Source organism: Bradyrhizobium sp. 26S5, from assembly GCF_036923295.1.
In the GTDB taxonomy this organism is placed as follows: domain Bacteria; phylum Pseudomonadota; class Alphaproteobacteria; order Rhizobiales; family Xanthobacteraceae; genus Bradyrhizobium; species Bradyrhizobium septentrionale.
Map to the genome: position 1 here is coordinate 4,751,389 of NZ_CP145948.1, position 18,311 is coordinate 4,769,699.

Annotated in this window: 15 protein-coding genes and 1 pseudogene; 8 read left to right on the top strand and 8 right to left on the bottom strand. The window is 63.5% G+C overall.

Annotated elements, in window-relative coordinates; genetic code table 11:
* The first annotated feature begins 2 nt into the window (after window positions 1-2).
* Entirely contained in the window at window positions 3-938 is a 936-nt protein-coding gene (locus tag V5279_RS21955) for a cytochrome D1 domain-containing protein (RefSeq protein ID WP_338700926.1), read from the top strand.
* 151 nt (window positions 939-1,089) lie between these two features.
* Window positions 1,090-1,413 (top strand): PRC-barrel domain-containing protein, encoded by a 324-nt coding sequence (locus V5279_RS21960; RefSeq protein ID WP_166205151.1) that lies wholly within the window; start codon window positions 1,090-1,092, stop codon window positions 1,411-1,413.
* 192 nt (window positions 1,414-1,605) lie between these two features.
* Here V5279_RS21960 and V5279_RS21965 read toward each other — a convergent pair whose 3' ends face one another.
* The 4 genes from V5279_RS21965 to V5279_RS21980 form a co-directional block, all read right to left on the bottom strand.
* Window positions 1,606-2,547 carry a DUF262 domain-containing protein gene (locus V5279_RS21965; RefSeq protein WP_338701333.1) on the bottom strand — a complete coding sequence of 314 codons (942 nt, stop codon included), beginning with the start codon at window positions 2,545-2,547 and terminating at the stop codon, window positions 1,606-1,608.
* 130 nt (window positions 2,548-2,677) lie between these two features.
* A complete protein-coding gene (gene uvrA / locus V5279_RS21970) occupies window positions 2,678-5,665 on the bottom strand; it encodes an excinuclease ABC subunit UvrA (RefSeq protein WP_338700930.1) in 2,988 nt (995 codons plus the stop codon).
* Between the two features lie 255 nt (window positions 5,666-5,920).
* The gene (locus V5279_RS21975) at window positions 5,921-6,580 is read right to left on the bottom strand and encodes an outer membrane protein (RefSeq protein WP_338701335.1); all 660 of its coding nucleotides are present in this window, start codon (window positions 6,578-6,580) and stop codon (window positions 5,921-5,923) included.
* A 305-nt stretch (window positions 6,581-6,885) separates the two neighbouring features.
* Window positions 6,886-7,629, bottom strand: coding sequence for an outer membrane protein (locus tag V5279_RS21980; RefSeq protein ID WP_166306786.1), 744 nt, complete (start codon window positions 7,627-7,629; stop codon window positions 6,886-6,888).
* 454 nt (window positions 7,630-8,083) lie between these two features.
* Here V5279_RS21980 and V5279_RS21985 point away from each other — a divergent pair, with 454 nt between their 5' ends.
* From V5279_RS21985 to gyrA, 3 genes and pseudogenes are all read left to right on the top strand, one after another.
* Window positions 8,084-8,569, top strand: a complete 486-nt coding sequence (locus V5279_RS21985) for a single-stranded DNA-binding protein (protein ID WP_029082655.1) — start codon at window positions 8,084-8,086, stop codon at window positions 8,567-8,569.
* Between the two features lie 252 nt (window positions 8,570-8,821).
* Window positions 8,822-9,220: pseudogene (locus V5279_RS21990) on the top strand (DUF2306 domain-containing protein).
* Between the two features lie 212 nt (window positions 9,221-9,432).
* Window positions 9,433-12,159, top strand: a complete 2,727-nt coding sequence (gyrA, locus tag V5279_RS21995) for a DNA gyrase subunit A (RefSeq protein ID WP_338700932.1) — start codon at window positions 9,433-9,435, stop codon at window positions 12,157-12,159.
* Window positions 12,160-12,568: 409 nt separating this feature from the next.
* Here the strand turns inward: gyrA and V5279_RS22000 are convergent, their stop codons facing one another.
* Entirely contained in the window at window positions 12,569-12,754 is a 186-nt protein-coding gene (locus V5279_RS22000; protein WP_029082652.1) for a hypothetical protein, read from the bottom strand.
* Between the two features lie 262 nt (window positions 12,755-13,016).
* On the opposite strand from V5279_RS22000, the gene V5279_RS22005 reads away from it, so the two are divergent.
* Both V5279_RS22005 and V5279_RS22010 read left to right on the top strand, forming a co-directional pair.
* A complete protein-coding gene (locus tag V5279_RS22005; RefSeq protein ID WP_338700934.1) occupies window positions 13,017-13,826 on the top strand; it encodes a transglutaminase family protein in 810 nt (269 codons plus the stop codon).
* Window positions 13,823-14,014 carry a hypothetical protein gene (locus tag V5279_RS22010; protein ID WP_166295751.1) on the top strand — a complete coding sequence of 64 codons (192 nt, stop codon included), beginning with the start codon at window positions 13,823-13,825 and terminating at the stop codon, window positions 14,012-14,014. Before V5279_RS22005 ends, V5279_RS22010 begins: the two co-directional genes overlap by 4 nt.
* 36 nt (window positions 14,015-14,050) lie before the next feature.
* Here the strand turns inward: V5279_RS22010 and V5279_RS22015 are convergent, their stop codons facing one another.
* From V5279_RS22015 to V5279_RS22025, 3 genes are all read right to left on the bottom strand, one after another.
* Window positions 14,051-15,028 (bottom strand): aminoglycoside phosphotransferase family protein, encoded by a 978-nt coding sequence (locus V5279_RS22015; RefSeq protein WP_338700938.1) that lies wholly within the window; start codon window positions 15,026-15,028, stop codon window positions 14,051-14,053.
* Window positions 15,029-15,143: 115 nt separating this feature from the next.
* The gene (locus tag V5279_RS22020) at window positions 15,144-17,042 is read right to left on the bottom strand and encodes a potassium transporter Kup (RefSeq protein WP_166306780.1); all 1,899 of its coding nucleotides are present in this window, start codon (window positions 17,040-17,042) and stop codon (window positions 15,144-15,146) included.
* A 199-nt stretch (window positions 17,043-17,241) separates the two neighbouring features.
* Window positions 17,242-17,499, bottom strand: a complete 258-nt coding sequence (locus V5279_RS22025; RefSeq protein WP_166295745.1) for a hypothetical protein — start codon at window positions 17,497-17,499, stop codon at window positions 17,242-17,244.
* A gap of 267 nt (window positions 17,500-17,766) precedes the next feature.
* Here V5279_RS22025 and coaD point away from each other — a divergent pair, with 267 nt between their 5' ends.
* Entirely contained in the window at window positions 17,767-18,264 is a 498-nt protein-coding gene (coaD, locus tag V5279_RS22030; protein ID WP_166295742.1) for a pantetheine-phosphate adenylyltransferase, read from the top strand.
* Window positions 18,265-18,311 lie beyond the last annotated feature (47 nt).

Sequence of the window (18,311 nt, forward strand, 5' to 3'; positions counted from 1 at the left end):
GCATGCGGGCGATCGTTGTCGCGGCGCTGCTCGGCCTCGGCACCGCGCATGCCGAGGAGGCCTTCGTCACCAACCAGCTCAGCGACGATCTGACGGTGGTCGATCTCGCGACGTCGAAACCGGTCGCGACCATCGCGATCGGCGGCAAGCCCGCCGGCGTCGCCGTCAGCAATGACGGCCGCTTCGCCTATGTGACGAGCCCCGACGCCAAGGCGCTGACCGTGGTCGATGCGTCAGCGCGAAAGGTGGTCGGCCGGGTCGATGTCGGCGGCGGGCCGCTCGGCATCGCGGTCGCCCCGGACGGCGCGACGGTCTATGTCGCCGACTGGTACGCCGCCGCGGTACGGGTGATCGATGCCAGGGAGCAGCGGGTCGCCGCCAGCATCGCGGTCGGTGCATCGCCGTCCGGGCTAGCGGTGACTCCGGACGGGCGCTTGCTGCTCTCGGCGGACCGCGACGATGACAGCGTCTCGATCATCGATACCTCGACGCGCGAGCGGACAGGGATCGTGAAGGTCGGCACCCGTCCGTTCGGCGTCACCATCGATGCCGAGGGCAAGCGCGCCTATACCGCCAATGTCGGCTCCAACGACGTCTCCGTGATCGATATTGCGACCGCCCGCGAACTCGGCCGCGTCCATGTCGGCCTGCGCCCCTATGCGGTGGCGCTGGCGCAGGGCCGCGGCTTCGTCACCGACCAGTATGACGGCAAGGTCAGCGTGTTCGACCTCGCGACCTTGCAGCCATTGAAGCGGATCAATGTCGGCGATTACCCCGAGGGCATCGAGGCGACGGCCGACGGCAAGCGGATCGTGGTCGCGAACTGGGAGAGCAATACGCTCAGCGTAATCGATTCCGCCGAGCTGAAGGTGGTGGGTGAGATCAAGGTCGGCGACGGGCCAAGGGCGTTTGGGGCGTTTCTCAGAAGGACGGAGTAGGGGCTGTAGCCCGCATGAGCGAAGCGACGTGCGGGACGATTTGACGCGATCTTCCCGGATATCGCTGCGCTCATCCGGGCTACTTGTCTGCACATCCGGCGTGCGCTGGTGCTATAATCTCCGCCGAACAAGGGAAGACAGGGAGGATGCCATGCATCATACCTTGGTGCCCAGCGACCGCGTCGAGCATGTCTGCGTGTTCGGGCGCGACGGCACGAAGCTCGGATCGATCGAGCGGCTGATGCTCGACAAGGTGAGCGGAACGGTGGCCTACGCCGTGATCAAGACCGGCGGCGTGCTGAGTACCCACCACCACTATCCCGTCAGATGGACCGCGCTGCGATTTGATCCCGAGCGGCAGGCCTTCGAGGCCGAGGTGACGCTGGAGGATCTGCGCACAGGGCCGTCCGAGTTAGACGGCGACGCCTTCGACTGGGGCGACCGCTACACGCACCCGAATTACTGGGCGGTGTAGCGAGCCGGTGAGAAGCGGTTGTTGTAGCCCGCATGAGCGAAGCGATATGCGGCAGCAGTTGGATTGTTCGGCCGGCTATCCCGGATGTCGCTTCGCTCGTCCGGGCTAGTTGCTAGCTGGCACCCCCTCATCGAGGTGAGGTGGCCTGACGTCGCTCTATGCGACGAAAGGTACGTTCAATCCCGTCGCTAGTCAGCCCTCTGTAACCTTCCTGCCGAGCGGAACGAATTCTATTAGCCTCGCTTCGGTTGATCGACCTGTAGCGTAACCCGCTTGCATTTTTGGCATCGTCCAAACGTCTTTTGACGCTTGCACGAGATTGGGACGAACGCGCTGGTGGTTCGCTAAATGATATCCGACTCCGAGGCCAAAAATCTCGAATGCGGATAGCAAGAAGGATCCTGTGAAATCTCCTTTTTGATTGTCCCATCTACGGAATATCTGCTGCCCACCCGACGCCGAAATAAGATCAAACGTATCTTCGAACACCTTAGCCAATTGACGATGAGACGAACGACCATCGATCGCGAGCCTAACAATCGCGTCGTCTAACACCTTTGGTAAATCGCGTAAGGAAGTTAGATTCAGTTTCTCGTTAGGCCAGTTGTGAAGAATGAGAAATCGAGTGACCAATTCTAGGTCGAAGCGTTCCTCGACCAATCGTTCGCTCAACGAGACACACTCCACGAAGCTCGGGTAGGTCGCCATATTCTCTAGTTGAGTGAAGAATTCTGATGACACTGCCACCAAGAGAGACGACCTCAGCTCTTGAGGAGTCAGGGCCGTACCGTAGCTGTTCAGCCTGTGAAACAAGTCGTACTTGGCTTGAGGTGACGAGTCTCGCTTGATAATTTTGATATCGATCTTTGCTCGTTTGATATCAAGTCGTTGAGCTTCGGAGAGCGCCCTCTTTTTGTCGGCGTGTTCCCACGTCTTGCCTTCAAGAGAGGGCAAATAATCTGTTCCTTCCAAAGCAAGTGGGGCGAGCCTCTGACCAGAGTCATCGATCAGTTCACCCTGAAGCTGCAAGATTGTCGAGACGCGCTGAAGTCCGTCGACCAGCTCCCATTTTCCGTCCTCAGTTTGAGCAACGAATATCGAGGGCAGAGGGATTCCGAGAAGAATGCTTTCAATAAGCCGGGACTTTTGGAGGTCAGGAGGCCCGACAGCCCGTCGACTTCGCGTTCAATGATCGGCACAGAAAAGCCCCAAGTTACTTACGAAAGAGTCTAGCTTCCGATCTGAAAGACTCATGTGAAAGTTTTCATTCCGCCGCCTCGCTCGCGCTGCTCTTCCTCGGCTTGCTGTTCGCCTTCTTCAGCACCGGTGCCAGGAATTTGCCGGTGTAGCTCCTCGGCGCCTTGACGATGTCCTCCGGCGGGCCCCAGGCGACGATCTCGCCGCCGCCGTCGCCGCCTTCGGGGCCGAGGTCGATCACCCAGTCGGCGGTCTTGATGACCTCGAGATTGTGCTCGATCACCACAACCGTGTTGCCCTGCGCGACCAGCTCGTGCAGCACCTCGAGCAGCTTTGCCACGTCGTGGAAGTGCAGGCCGGTGGTCGGCTCGTCCAGGATGTAGAGCGTGCGGCCGGTGGCGCGCTTTGACAGTTCCTTGGCGAGCTTGACGCGCTGGGCTTCGCCGCCGGACAGCGTGGTGGCCTGCTGGCCGACATGGATGTAGTCGAGGCCGACGCGGTGCAGGGTCTGGAAGGTTTCGCGCACGCGCGGCACCGCCTTGAAGAACTCGGCGGCTTCCTCGACCGTCATGTCGAGCACGTCGGCGATGCTCTTGCCCTTGAACAGCACCTCCAGCGTCTCGCGGTTGTAGCGCTTGCCCTTGCAGGTGTCGCAGGTGACGTAGACGTCGGGCAGGAAGTGCATCTCGATCTTGATGACGCCGTCGCCCTGGCAGGCCTCGCAGCGGCCGCCCTTGACGTTGAAGGAGAACCGCCCGGGCTCGTAGCCGCGTGCCTTCGCCTCCGGCAGGCCGGCGAACCATTCGCGGATCGGCGTGAAGGCGCCGGTATAGGTCGCGGGGTTCGAACGTGGCGTGCGGCCGATCGGCGACTGATCGATGTCGATGATCTTGTCGATGTGCTCGAGGCCCTCGATGCGGTCGTGAGGTGCGGCGCCTTCGCTGGCGTTGTTGAGCTTGCGGGCGATCGCGCGGTACAGCGTGTCGATCAGCAGCGTCGACTTGCCGCCGCCGGAGACGCCGGTGACGCAGGTGAACAGGCCGAGCGGGATCTCGGCCGAGACGTTCTTCAGATTGTTGCCGCGGGCGTTGATCACCTTGATGGTGCGCCGGTGGTTCGGCGGCCGCCGGTCCGGGATCGCAACCGACAGCTCGCCGGTCAGATATTTGCCGGTCAGCGATTTCGGGTTGCGCATGATCTGGTCGGGCGTGCCTTCGGCCACGATGTGGCCGCCGTGCATGCCGGCGCCGGGGCCGATGTCGAGCACATAATCGGCGAGGCGGATGGCGTCCTCGTCATGCTCGACCACCACGACCGTGTTGCCGAGGTCGCGCAGCCGCTTCAACGTGTCGAGCAGGCGGGCGTTGTCGCGCTGGTGCAGGCCGATCGACGGCTCGTCCAGCACGTAGAGCACGCCGGTCAGGCCCGAGCCGATCTGCGACGCCAGGCGGATGCGCTGGCTCTCGCCGCCCGACAGCGTGCCGGAGGAGCGCGACAGCGTCAGGTAATTCAGGCCGACGTCGAGCAGGAAGGTCAGGCGCTCGCGGATCTCCTTGAGGATACGCGCGGCGATTTCGTTCTGCTGCGCGTTGAGTGCCGCCGGCACCGTCTCGAACCATTCGCCGGCGCGCCTCACCGAGAGCTCGGAGATCTCGCCGATGTGCTTAGCCCCAATCTTGACGCACAGCGCCTCGGGCTTCAGCCGGTAACCGTTGCAGCCGGCACAGGGCACGTCGGAGAAATACTTGCCGAGCTCCTCGCGCGCCCACTCGCTCTCGGTCTCGCGATAGCGGCGGTTGATGTTGGTGATGACGCCCTCGAACGGCTTCTTGGTGTCGTAGGAGCGCACCCCGTCCTCATAGGAGAACTTGATCTCGTCGTCGCCGGAGCCGTGCAGCAGCGCAGCCTGCACCTTCTTGGGCAGGTCCTTCCACTTGGTGTCGAGCGTGAACTTGTAGTGCTTGCCGAGCGCGGTCAGGGTCTGGATGTAATAGGGCGAGGACGACTTGGCCCAGGGCGCGATCGCGCCCTTGCGCAAGGTCAGCTCCTTGTCCGGGATGACGAGGTCCTCGTCGATATGCTGCTCGACGCCGAGGCCGCCGCAGGCGGGACAGGCGCCATAGGGATTGTTGAACGAGAACAGGCGCGGCTCGATCTCGGGGATCGTGAAGCCCGAAACCGGACAGGCGAATTTTTCCGAGAACAGGATGCGTTCGGGGCCGCTCTTGTCGTGGATCTTTGCGGTCTTCTTCTTGTCCTCTTTCTTCTCGTCTTGCGCGGCCGCCGCGGGCGCGTCGGCGTATTCGATCACGGCGAGGCCTTCGGCGAGCTTCAGCGCAGTTTCGAAGCTCTCCGCGAGGCGTTGCGAAAGGTCCGGGCGCACCACGATGCGGTCGACCACGACGTCGATGTCGTGCGGGAATTTCTTGTCGAGCGCGGGCGCCTCCGACAGCTCATAGAAGGTGCCGTCGATCTTGACGCGCTGAAAACCCTTCTTGAGGTACTCGGCGAGCTCCTTCTTGTACTCGCCCTTGCGGCCGCGCACGACCGGCGCCAGCAGATAGAGGCGGGTGCCTTCCGGCAGCGCCAGCACGCGGTCGACCATCTGCGAGACGATCTGGCTTTCGATCGGCAGGCCGGTGGCCGGCGAATAGGGCACGCCGACGCGCGCCCACAACAGGCGCATGTAGTCGTAGATCTCGGTGACGGTGCCGACGGTGGAGCGCGGATTCTTCGACGTGGTCTTCTGCTCGATCGAGATCGCAGGCGACAGGCCATCGATCTGGTCGACGTCGGGCTTCTGCATCATCTCGAGGAATTGGCGCGCATAGGCCGAAAGTGACTCGACGTAGCGGCGCTGGCCCTCGGCATAGATGGTGTCGAACGCGAGCGACGACTTGCCCGAGCCGGACAGGCCGGTGAACACGACCAGTCTGTCGCGCGGAATCTCGACGTCGATGTTCTTCAGATTGTGTTCGCGCGCGCCGCGGATCGTGATGGCGCGCGATGAGGAGCCGGCGTTCTGTTGGCGCTTCGCCTTGAGCACTTCATCCATTGCGACAATTCCGGGCGCATGATCGGGCGCCTTTTGGGCGCGCATCGCCGGTGCTGCCGGGACCTTGCGCCGATGGGTGAGAAGACTGGAACGTAGGAAGAACGGCGGCAGATTTCTAGTGCTGAGTCGTCTCCATCAACGGATAGTTTGCCCGATGGCAGCAGCCGTCAGCAGGGCTGGTTCCGGCAACGAAAAAGGCCGGCGTTAGGCGCCGGCCTTCCGTGTGAGGTCGTAGCGAAACGACCAGTCCCTGGCTCAGTACTTGGCGACGATCGGGCCGCCGAAGTGATAGTTCACGCCGAACTGGACGCTGTGCAGGTTGAGGTCGCCGGAGGGCACGCCGAAGTAGTTTTCGCTGCTCAGGCTGCGATACAGGTACTCGCCCTTGATCGACCACTGCGGCGCGATGAAGGCTTCGATGCCAGCGCCGACGGTCCAGCCGGAGTGGAAGTTGCTCTGCGAGGTAGTCAGGCCGAAGCCGCTAAGGGTAATCTTGTTGTCGATCCAGGCATAGCCACCGGTGCCGTAGAACAGCACCTTGTCGACCGCGAAGCCGAGGCGGCCGCGCACGGTGCCGAGTGCGTCGATCTTGCTCGTCGCGGTGATGCCAAAGCCGGTGGCGGAGGCATTGACGTCAGCCCAGGCGCCGTCGGCCTCAAGGCCGTACACGATGTTGCTGGCCTGCCAGTTGTAGCCGATGGTGCCGCCACCGAAGCCGCCTTCCATCTTCGGATTGCCGGAATCCTCGCTGGCATAGCCACCGAAGCCGCCGATGTAGAAGCCGGTCCAGTTGTAGATCGCGGCCGGCGGCGGAGCCTTCACGTAGGGGGCGCGTGCAGTCATGTCGGCGGCCATCGCAGGTGCAAAAGTGCTCAGTGCGAGCATGCCGGCCGATGCCAGCAAAACATTCCTGATTTTCAAAGTCCGAGTCCCGTTTTCTTGCCCATTTTCTTGTCCCTCCAAACATTGGAGGGAGCGTCACGGCAATGTTGCGTGACGAGCAAAAGTTTCTACACAGAAATCGCGGAGGTTGTGTAACCGGGAAACCACAATGCACGGAAAACGAGCGCGCGAGGTGCGCACGTACCAATAGGAGAGCCGGCGCGAGGCTGGCTCCGGTCTCCGATGCTATGGACCGGGGCGTTCGGCCGTTCGATCGCGCAAACAAAAAGGCCGGCGCAACGCCGGCCTTTCGTCTGGATCAGATCCGCTGCGTGCGATCAGTAGCGCGGAACGACCGGGCCACCCCACTTGTAGTTCACGCGGACGGTGACGAGGTCGACGTCCTGGCGGTCGCGGATGGTGCTGAACAGCGCGCCATTCGGGGTGGTGAGGTTGTAGGTCTTGTCCTGCATGAACAGGTGGTCGTATTCGATACCAGCGGTCCAGTTCGGCGCGAAGCCGACTTCGATGCCGGCGCCGATGGTGCCACCCCAGCGGGTGTCGGTGGCGCGGCCGCCGAGCGCGCCGGTCGGCGTGAAGTAGGTGCTGAAGCGGTTGTCGGTCAGCGCCGCACCGCCCTTGGCGTAGAGCAGCACGTTGTTGACGGCGTAGCCGATCTGGCCGGTAAACAGGCCGAACGCGTCGATCTTGCTCTGGTTGGTGAACAGGCCCGGGAAGATCGCGCTGCCGTTGCTGCCCTTCAGGTCAGCCCAGTCGCCTTGCGCTTCGAGGCCGAACACCCAGGTGCCCGCCTGCCAGCGATAGCCGATCTGGCCACCGGCGACGCCGCCCGTTGCATCGTGGCAACCATCCGATCCGATGAAAGTGCCGCCCGGGAGCTGATCCCAGCAATTGTGGCTCGAACCCCAACCGCCGTTGGCGCCGATATAGAAGCCGCTCCAGTCATAGACGGCGGCGATCATCGGCGGCGCCTTGGTGTAGGGGCGGGCTGCCAGATCGGCTGCCGCCGCCGGCGCGGCGAACGCAATCAGAGCAACGGTCGCGAGCAAAAACTTCTTCATCATCAATCCCCAGCTTCCCAAATCGGCTTCCAACTGGTCCCGAAGCACGATCTCAGACGCGAGCGCCCGCGCCATGGTTGGAATCTATACGCTGATTCAACCTGAAGCGCCGTCTCCCAAATGCAACACTCGCGGAAGAAGTGCCGACAGAACAAGATACTGATTTTATTGCAATTAGTCTGAGTGATCGCCGCGAGGCGACCGCTGATCCCGTGACCGGCGGCCGCGCCAACGCCGTCGCCGGCTGCTACGGCAGGTTGTGGTGAACAAAACTGGAACAATGCCGGCGGCGGTGCTATATCTCGATCTCAATAATCGTGGATAACCGCGCGACGGCAAAGGCGTCGGGCCGGCGCCGGCGTATAGGGTCATCCACGACGCCTGCAATGTAAGTGGCGAAGGTTGAGAGTGGCGGCCGATGTCCGGCGCCCGGTTTTTGAGTGGAGATGATGCGATGGCGGGAAGCGTGAACAAGGTGATCCTGGTTGGGAACCTCGGCAAGGATCCGGAAATCCGGCGGACGCAGGACGGCCGTCCGATCGCAAATCTGTCGATCGCCACTTCGGAAACCTGGCGCGACAAGGGCACCGGCGAGCGCAAGGAAAAGACCGAGTGGCACCGCGTCGTGATCTTCAACGAAGGTCTCTGCAAAGTCGCCGAGCAGTATCTGAAGAAGGGCGCCAAGGTGTACATCGAGGGTCAGCTGCAGACCCGCAAATGGACCGACCAGAGTGGCGTCGAGAAGTATTCGACCGAGGTCGTGCTGCAGGGCTTCAACTCCAACCTGACGATGCTCGACGGCCGCAGCGGCGGAGGCGGCAGCTTCTCCGATGATGGCGGCAGCGATTTCGGCTCGGCCGGACCGGTCAGCTCGGCGCCGCGCCGTGCAGTCGCCGCCGGCGGCCGCAACAGCGATATGGACGACGACATCCCGTTCTGACGGGATCGCGCCTCCCACATTCTGTCAGGCGTCACCCCCGTGAAGATCATTTCCCGGGGCGGCGGTACGACGCGCGAGGGAGGTCATTTGTGTGGATTATGAGGATAACCTCGTATCAATCTGATATTACGTGATTGTCGGAAGAGGCCTTCGCGGGTTCCCCGTGCTTTGACACAGGCTGATGTGAATGATATTTACATCGACCTGCGGCGAGCGATGCCTGGCCGCGCGCATCACCCGAGGGCCGCCATCATGAGCCTCGCGCCATTGCTCGACGCTGCGCCTGCGATCCCGCTCCATGCCTTCGCGGCGATGGCCGCCTTCGTGCTCGGCTCGATTCAGCTCGCCGCACCGAAGGGCACGCTGCCGCACCGGACGCTCGGCTAGATCTGGGTGATCCTGATGCTGATCGTCGCCGGGGGCTCGTTTTGGATCCACCAGATCCGGCTGCTGGGCCCGTGGAGCCCGATCCACCTGCTGTCGATCTTCTCGCTGGCGATGCTGGTGCTCGGCGTGACGGCGGCACGGAGCCACAATGTCCGCCGCCACAAGTTCACGATGATCGGCATTTTCTTCGGCGCGCTGGTCATTGCCGGGCTGTTCACCTTCATGCCCGGGCGGATCATGCATGCCGTGATCTTCGGCCAGTAACTGAGCGAAAAAGGGCATTGCGAAGCCGGTTCCGCCCGGTCTTCGCCAGCTCGCATTCGCCACGCAGAGCGGGCCCGCCGGGAACCTGCAATGTCGCCGGTAAGTGCATGAAAAAACGAAGGGAAAAACGGCTTGCCGGAGCGGCGTAAGGGTGGTTATCAGGCCCTCGATACGCTATATGATTCCCCAGCAGAACTGACCGGATTTCCCCTTTGTCCGAACCCGAAGACGACAAGCCCGGCGAGCCGCCGGTGCCCTCAGATATTCGTCCCGTTTCCATTCTCGACGAGATGAAGAAGTCCTACCTCGATTACGCGATGAGCGTGATCGTGTCGCGTGCGCTGCCCGATGCGCGCGACGGGCTGAAGCCGGTGCACCGGCGCATTCTCTACTCGATGCATGAGCAGGGACATACGCCGGACAAGAAGTACGTAAAATCCGCGCGCGTCGTCGGCGACGTGATCGGTAAATATCACCCGCACGGCGACCAGTCGATTTACGACGCGATGGTCCGGATGGCGCAGGACTTCTCGCTGCGCGTGCCGCTGATCGACGGACAGGGCAATTTCGGCTCGGTCGACGGCGATCCGCCTGCGGCCTATCGATATACCGAGGCACGGCTGACGAAGGCGGCGCTCGCCGTTCTCGCCGACATCGACATGGAAACCGTCGATTTCCAGCCGAACTACGACAATTCCGAGCAGGAGCCGTCGGTTCTGCCGGCCAGGTTCCCGAACCTTCTGGTCAACGGCGCGGGCGGCATCGCGGTCGGCATGGCGACCAACATCCCGCCGCACAATCTCGGCGAGGTCGTCGACGCCTGTGTGGCGCTGATCGACAACCCGGCGCTTTCGATCGACGAGCTCATCAACATCATTCCGGGACCGGATTTCCCAACCGGTGGCGTCATCCTGGGACGCCAGGGCATCCGCTCGGCCTATCACCTCGGCCGCGGCTCGATCGTAATGCGCGGCAAGGTGGCGATCGACACCATCCGCAAGGACCGTGAAGCGATCATCATCACCGAAATTCCCTATCAGGTGAACAAGGCGACGATGGTCGAGCGTATCGCCGACCTGGTGAAAGAGAAGAAGATCGAGGGCATTGGCGATCTGCGCGACGAGTCCGACCGCGACGGCTATCGCGTCGTCATCGAGCTGAAGCGCGAAGCGGTGCCCGATGTGGTGCTCAACCAGCTCTATCGGTTCACGCCGCTGCAGTCGAACTTCCCCGCCAACATGCTGGCGCTGGATTCCGGTCGTCCGCAGACGATGAATCTGAAGGACCTGCTCACCATCTTCGTCGCGTTCCGCGAGCAGGTGGTGACCCGGCGGACCAAATTCCTGCTCGGCAAGGCGCGCGACCGCGCCCATATCCTGGTCGGCCTTGCGATCGCGGTCGCCAATATCGATGAAATGATCCGCGTCATCAGAACCTCGCCCGATCCGAACACGGCGCGCGAGTCCCTGATGTCGCGCGACTGGCCGGCGCGCGACGTCGAGGCGATGATCACGCTGATCGACGATCCCCGGCATCGCATCAATGACGACGGTACGCTCCGGCTGTCGATGGAGCAGGCCAAGGCCATCCTCGACCTGCGGCTGCAGCGCCTGACCGCTCTGGGGCGGGACGAGATCTCCGAAGAGCTCGACAAGCTCGCGGCGGAGATCGCCGACTATCTCGACATCCTGCGGTCTCGCGCCCGCGTTCAGGCGATCATCAAGACCGAACTGGCCGAGGTGAAGCAGCAGTTCGCAACCCCGCGCAAGACCGTGATCATCGAGCAGGAAGGCGAGGTCGAGGACGAGGACCTGATCCAGCGCGAGGACATGGTCGTGACGGTGTCGCACGCCGGCTATGTCAAGCGCGTGCCGCTCTCGGCCTACCGGGCGCAGCGCCGCGGCGGCAAGGGCCGCGCCGGCATGCAGACCCGCGACGAGGATTTCGTCTCGCGCCTGTTCGTGGCCTCCACCCACACGCCGGTGCTGTTCTTCTCCTCGCGCGGCCAGGTCTACAAGGAGAAGGTCTGGCGGCTGCCGATGGCAGCGCCGAACGCGCGCGGCAAGGCGCTGATCAACATCCTGCCGCTGGAGCAGGGCGAGCGTATCACCACGATCATGCCGTTGCCGGAGGATGAATCCTCCTGGGGCAATCTCGACGTGATGTTCGCGACCACCAGCGGCACCGTTCGCCGCAACAAGCTGTCCGACTTCGTCGATGTCCGCCGCTCCGGCATCATTGCCATGAAGCTCGGGGAGGGCGAGGCGATCGTCGACGTGCAGATCTGCACCGAACGTGACGACGTGCTGCTGACCGCCGCGGGCGGGCAGTGCATCCGTTTCCCGGTCACCGATGTGCGCGTCTTCACCGGCCGCACCTCGATGGGCGTGCGCGGCATTGCACTGGCCGACGCCGACAAGCTGATCTCGCTCTCGATCCTGCGCCATGTCGAGACGACCTCGGACGAGCGCTCGGCGTACTTGAAGATGCGCCGCGCGGTGGCCGGCGAGACTGCGGCCGAGGAGCCGGTCGAGGCGGAAGGCGAAGAGACGGCGAACGCGATCCAGCTGTCGCAGGAGCGCTATGCCGAGCTGTCGGCGGCCGAGCAGGTGGTGCTCACGGTCTCCGTCAACGGCTTCGGCAAGCGGACCTCGTCCTACGAGTACCGCACCACCGGCCGCGGCGGCAAAGGCATCGTCGCGATGAGCGTCAACAACCGCAACGGCAATTTGGTGGCGTCGTTCCCGGTCGAAGACGCCGACCAGATCATGCTGGTCACCGACAAGGGCCAGCTGATCCGCTGCCCGGTGGCCGACATCCGCGTCGCCGGCCGCTCCACCCAGGGCGTGATCGTGTTCGACACCGCCGAGGACGAGCACGTGGTCTCGGTCGAGCATATTCCAGAAGAGGAAAACGGCGCGAACGGCAACGGCGAGTAAGGCCGTTCTCGAACGTGGTTCGTTGCATGCGGCTCGAGGTCAGGCCCCCGCCGCGGGTTGATACATGCCTGATTGCCTGGGCGGGCCGGGCTGCGCCTGTGCGTCGTTTCGCCGAGCTTGAGGCACTTGCTTCTCTGTTCGTCGAAAGCGACCCGCTCAGGGCGTTTGGGAGGCAGATAGCATTGTGAACAGTGCGTTATCGCCGTCTCTTTGCGCTGTTTCGCGTGACGTCGCGTAGCCGTGCACGAGCTCAAGACCGCCTTCGGAAATATACCATTTCCAGCGCGTGGGCTCGTTCTGCGCAATCACGGTAACCTCAAGGAGGCGAACGCGGCTTTGTTTGGCCATCTTGCCGATATGCGTCCTGGGCGGCCCGTCTGCCAGTGCGGCCGATTTGGTCGAGCAGGGGTTATCTCTTCTTCTTCGGCGGCGGTGGTGGCGGATCGATCTCGGCGATTTTGCGCAGGCAATCGGCTTCGGTGTCATGCGGGCCCGTCACGAATGTTCCGCTGACCTTTGTGGAGTACCAACCGGAAATCACGCCGAGGCGGACGGACTCTTCAGTCTTGACGTGGCGAGGCGAGAGATTTTGCATCAGGGTCTTTCGGTGAGCGCGTTCCGAAATTGTGTCGAACGCACGGAGGAGGCTTTCAACCATCTGGCTCGAACATTCGTCAGGTTCGACTCGCGCCGGCAAGCCGCGCCAGTTCGGCAAGCGCATCCGTTCCTGCGCGCTATTGCGGCAAATAGCCATCATTTTCTCGCGCGATGCGGGTATTTGTCCGACGAGGCAGATCATACCTTGTATTCGCCCGCTTCGTAGCCATGTCGGTGGTACAAAGAGGGATGTATTTCGGATGAAGCTTCGCGTCGGATTCGAAATGCACTACGAGTTCCCGCAGCCGACGCCCATCATCATGGTGCTGGGCACGCATTTTACGCGCGCCTCCGACATCATCGTCCCCGACTACCTGACCACTACCCCCTCAGTGCCGATCACGCCGTATCGCGACGGATTCGGCAATTGGTGCAGCCGTATCGTTGCGCCGGCCGGTCCGATGCGGCTGGCGGCCGATGGCGTCGTGCGCGACAGCGGCGAGCCTGATCCGGTGTTTGCTTCGGCCGGCCAGCACGCGGTCGAGGACCTGCCGTCGGACACGCTGGTCTATCTGCTTGGCAGCCGCTATTGCGAGACCGACCGGCTGTCGGAAATCGCATGGAAGCTGTTCGAGGGCACGCCGCCGGGCTGGCCGCGGGTCCAGGCCATTTGCGATTTCGTCCATCGCCACATCACTTTCGGCTACGAGCACGCCCGCGCCACCAAGACGGCGTGGGAGGCCTTCAACGAATGCAAGGGCGTGTGCCGCGACTACGCGCATCTCGCTATTGCCTTCTGCCGCTGCATGAACATTCCGGCGCGCTATTGCACCGGCTATCTCAGCGACATCGGCACCCCGCTGCCTTGGGCAGCCGGTGATTTCGCCGGCTGGTTCGAGGCCTATATCGGCGAGCGTTGGCATATGTTCGATCCGCGCAACAACGTGCCGCGGATCGGCCGGGTTCTGATCGCACATGGACGGGATGCGTCCGACGTTCCGATCACGCAGACGTTTGGGCCAAACACGCTGATTTCGTTCAAGGTCTGGACCGACGAGGCCGCGTCGTGACGGATCATCCCCAAGCCCTCAGTTCGGACGAGTTCGCCTCCCTGGTCGAGGTCGGCAAGGGCGAAGCGCAACGGGAGATTCCCCAGTTGCACTGGGAGCGCCTTGTCGGTCTCGGCTACGCAGTCAGACGGCTCGGTGAACTCGGCCTGACTGCATCCGGCATTCGTCGTCTCGCGGCGGGCGAATAGACCTTCAGGCCCTTCGATGTCGACGTCCGATTTGGGTCAATGAGCCAAGCCCTGACCGGCCGAATTCTGGAGTTCTCTGGTGAGGGCGGAGAGCGCGTCCGCCCGGCCGATCTGGGCGAACCAGCACCAGAGCTCGAGCGTGCAGGCGAGCCGGTAGAGCGCGATCGTGGCTTCCCAGTCGGGGCGGTCGCGGGTGCCGTAGCCCGCGAGCAATCCGTCGCGCTTGGGCGCATCCTTCGGCGTGAAGTAATAGAGCGCCTTGGCGATATCCATCAGGGGATCGCCGGCGGTGGCATTCTCGAAATCGACGATGCCTGAGAGTTGCGGTGTGCCTTCCGGCGTCACCAGCACGTTTCCGGCATGGAGATCGTAGTGGCACAGGCGGGGCCGGTCGGCGGCGTCGAGCAGGTCGCTGCGTGCGGCAATGCTGTGCCGGAGCCGCCCGGCGAGCGCCGGGTCGCCGCCGCGCGTGCAAAACTCCGTCAGCTTTCGCTCGAACTGGGCGGACATGTAGGCGCGGTTGGTCGGGTGCGGCGTCCAGACCCCGCGCGGGCCGATATAGCCGAAGCTGTCGAGCGTGACGTCGTTGATGCGGCGGAGCGCTTCGCCCATGGCAGCGTAGATCACAAACAGCTGCTGATCGGTCAGGGCCCGCTCGCGGCCGCCGAGCACGACGCCGTGGAGCTTCGTCATAAGCACGAAGCTGAGGTCGATCACCGAGCGCGTGTCGTCGGCGACGAGAATACGGGGAACAGGGATGTCGACCTCGCGCAACAGCCCTAGGACGTGGACCTCCTTCGCCATCTTCCATTGCAGCTGCGCCGGGTAGACCTTGAGGATGCAGCCCGGCGCGTCCGCCAGCACGATCTCGAGGATCGTGCTGATCTCGCCGCCGCGCAGCTCGATGACGTCGCGCACCGTTGCGCCCGGCGCGACTCGGTTGATGATGGCCTGCGCCTGGTCGATCGAGACCGCCAGCCGCGGCTTCAGCTGAAGGGGCGGATCGTCTGACATTCCCGGAGATCACTCGTAGCCCGGATGCAGCGAAGCAAAATCCGGGGGCTTGCGATACGGCCGTCACTTGTCCCAGATTGTGCTTCGCTGCATCCGGGCTACGCAGACGTTGAAATCAGATCTCGATCTCCGTGCCGAACTCCACGACCTGACCGGTCGGCACGCCGAAGAACGCCGCCGTCCGCTCCGCATTGCGCTGCAGGAAGGCGAACAGCGATTCCCGCCACACCCACATGCCCGGAACGTCCTCGCGCGGGATGATGGTCTCGCGGCCGATGTAATAGGTCACGTCGGAAAGATCGATGCCAGGCAACTTGCTCTGCTGGCAGGCGAGCTTCAGCCCCTCATAGATCGTCGGATACTGCATGAAGCCATAATGCAGGATGATCCGCGTGATGCCCGGGACGATCTCGACCACCTCGGCGCGCTCCTCATCGGAAATCCTCGGCCGCTCCTCGATCAGCACCGTGACCAGCAGCACGCGCTGGTGCAGCACGTGGTTGTGCTTGACGAACTGGGTCAGCGCGAGCGGCACGCCGTTGGGGGCCGACGCCAGGAACACGGCGGTGCCGGGCAGGCGGGCGCTGCATTTGTTGACGGCGGTCTCGATCAGATCCTCTTCCGGCTGCCGCAGCTTGCCGCGTGCCTTCTCGACCAGCTTCACGCCGCTGCGCCAGGTCAGCATCAGGAACGCGACGGCGGCCGCGAGCAGCAGCGGGAACCAGCCGCCCTCGAACAGCTTGGTCGAGTTTGCCGCAAAGAAGATCGCGTCGATGATGAAGAAGAAGCCGTTCACCGCGATCACGATGATCGGCGAATAGCCCCACTGGATCGCGACCAGCGCGGCGAGCAGGGTGGTGATCGCCATCAGCAGCGACACCGCGATGCCGTAGGCGCCGGCCAGCGCGTCCGAGGTGCCGAACGCCAGTACCGCGCCGAGCGTCCCGGCCGCGAGCAGCCAGTTCACCAGCGGCACGTAGATCTGGCCGATCGCATCGCTCGTGGTGTGCTCGATATGCATGCGCGGCAGGAAGCCGAGCTGGATCGACTGCTGGGTCAGCGAGAATACGCCGGAGATGATGGCCTGCGAGGCGATCACGGTGGCGATGGTCGCGAGCAGGACGAGCGGGTAATGCGCCCAGTCGGGCGACAACTGGAAGAACGGGTTGTCGATCGCGGTCGGGTCGGTGATCAGGAGCCCGGCCTGGCCGAAATAATTCAGCACCAGCGCGGGCAGGCAGATGGCGAACCAGGCGAGCCGGATCGGAAAGCGGCCGAAATGCCCCATGTCGGCATACATCGCCTCACCGCCGGTGACCGCGAGGAAGGCGGCGCCGAGAATGGCAAAGCTGACGTGAAAATCCTGATGGATCAGGAAATCGAATGCGTAGAACGGGCTCAGCGCAACCAGCACGCCGGGCGCCTTGACGATGCCGTGAATGCCCAGCACTGCGAGCACCCCGAACCAGAACAGCATCACCGGGCCGAAGATCTTGCCGATGAAGCCCGTGCCCTGCTTCTGCATCATGAACAGGCCGATCAGGATGACGACGGTGACCGGCACCACGGCCGGCGCCAGCGATGGCGCGTCGACCTTCAGGCCCTCGATCGCCGAGAGCACCGAGATCGCCGGCGTGATCGCGCCGTCGCCGTAGAGCAGCGCGGCGCCGATCAGCCCGACGACCAGAAGATGGGCGCGCCAGGTCCCGGGCGCCGCGTTGCGCGCCGACAGCAGCGCCAGCAGGGCGACGATGCCGCCTTCGCCGCGGTTGTCCGCGCGCAGGATCAGCAACGCATATTTGACCGAGATGATGAGGATCAGCGCCCACAGGATCAGCGAGACCACGCCGAGCACCGCGCTCTCGGTGAGCGGTCCGCCATGGGTGGCGGCCTTGGCGGCTTCCTTGAGGGCGTAGAGGGGGCTGGTTCCGATGTCGCCATAGACGACGCCCAAGGCACCGAGGGTGACGGCAACCGGGATCGGACTGCTCGGAGGGTGGCCAGAAGAAACGATCGCGGGCGTACTCGTCACGGCAATCCCCTGATGGCTTGCGCCCGCCGGATCATCCGGACGGGCGCCTTAGACGATAGTCTGCGACGGGACGCCGCAAATTACCATTGGGATTTGTGTGACGGCCTGAGCTTACGCCAGGCTGACGAGGGCTGTCCGTTCCGGTGACGTCGGAGCGGTGTCTGCTTTGCTTGGAAACGAACTACGGGGTGCGGTCGGCGGTGACGAGGCGGGCTTCGCGAACCACCGTCTTGGTGCCGGCGGAGCGCAGGCAGGAGGCCTCGAAATTCGGCCAGGCCTGCTGTGAACAGTCCTTGCCGACCAGATGGATATCGAGACGATCGGCCTTGGCGAGCGGCCGCGGAGTGGAGGCTTCGACCTGCGGAGCAAAGCCCGGCAGAATGGTGAGCGCGGCGGCGATGAACGCGGCAACAGCGATGGCGGAAAATGCCTTGATCATGACGGTCCCCATGTGAACGAGCCCCCGGGCCCGTCGTTTCGTTGTGCAATCTCTACCGGCCGCACGTTTCCTGGTGTCTTCGCCACCGCGGGAAATGGTTTCGTCGGGGGCCGGTTTTGTTTCGTCCGCCAGCGGCCGACGAAACATTCACCCACGTAGACGCTGGCATCCCAGGACTCGTTCACTGGACGAGCGACAAAATGTTTTGTGGGTATCGATGGAACCAAGGCCGCTTGCCGGGGCGAGCGGGGCGGGTTAGGACGGGCTATGCCCCGTATCGCGATCTATCCTGGTTCCTTCGATCCCGTGACCAACGGCCATCTGGACGTGGTCCGACAGGCCGTCGGCCTGTGCGACCGCCTGGTGGTTGCCGTCGCCATCAACGCCGGTAAAAAGCCGCTGTTCACGACCGAGGAACGGCTGGACATGCTCCGCGAGCTGTGCGGCCCGATCGCCCAGCAAGCGGGCTGTGCCTTGGACTGCACCACCTATGACAATTTGACGGTGACGGCGGCGCGCAAGCTCGGCGCGACCATCATGATTCGCGGCCTGCGCGACGGCACCGATCTCGACTACGAGATGCAACTCGCCGGCATGAACGAGGCGATGGCGCCCGAGGTGCATACCGTGTTCGTTCCGGCGTCGGTCGCGGTCCGCCCGATCACCGCCACACTGGTGCGCCAAATCGCCCAGATGGGCGGCGACTTCTCTGCATTCGTGCCGTCATCGGTCGCCGCTAGCCTGAAGGCCAAGTTCGCCGGCTGACCCCGGCTGCCTGCCACATCCCGAACGTCCAGAGATCCGGAGTTTCC

Bases quoted from the DNA above. Each gene is read 5' to 3' on its own strand.
- V5279_RS22000 (WP_029082652.1), bottom strand. From the start codon at position 12,754: ATGCAAAATCTCTCGCCTCGCCACGTCAAGACTGAAGAGTCCGTCCGC.
- coaD (WP_166295742.1), top strand. From the start codon at position 17,767: ATGCCCCGTATCGCGATCTATCCTGGTTCCTTCGATCCCGTGACCAAC.
- V5279_RS22025 (WP_166295745.1), bottom strand. From the start codon at position 17,499: ATGATCAAGGCATTTTCCGCCATCGCTGTTGCCGCGTTCATCGCCGCC.
- V5279_RS21955 (WP_338700926.1), top strand. From the start codon at position 3: ATGCGGGCGATCGTTGTCGCGGCGCTGCTCGGCCTCGGCACCGCGCAT.
- uvrA (WP_338700930.1), bottom strand. From the start codon at position 5,665: ATGGATGAAGTGCTCAAGGCGAAGCGCCAACAGAACGCCGGCTCCTCA.
- V5279_RS21980 (WP_166306786.1), bottom strand. From the start codon at position 7,629: ATGAAGAAGTTTTTGCTCGCGACCGTTGCTCTGATTGCGTTCGCCGCG.
- V5279_RS21985 (WP_029082655.1), top strand. From the start codon at position 8,084: ATGGCGGGAAGCGTGAACAAGGTGATCCTGGTTGGGAACCTCGGCAAG.
- V5279_RS22015 (WP_338700938.1), bottom strand. From the start codon at position 15,028: ATGTCAGACGATCCGCCCCTTCAGCTGAAGCCGCGGCTGGCGGTCTCG.
- V5279_RS22005 (WP_338700934.1), top strand. From the start codon at position 13,017: ATGAAGCTTCGCGTCGGATTCGAAATGCACTACGAGTTCCCGCAGCCG.
- V5279_RS21960 (WP_166205151.1), top strand. From the start codon at position 1,090: ATGCATCATACCTTGGTGCCCAGCGACCGCGTCGAGCATGTCTGCGTG.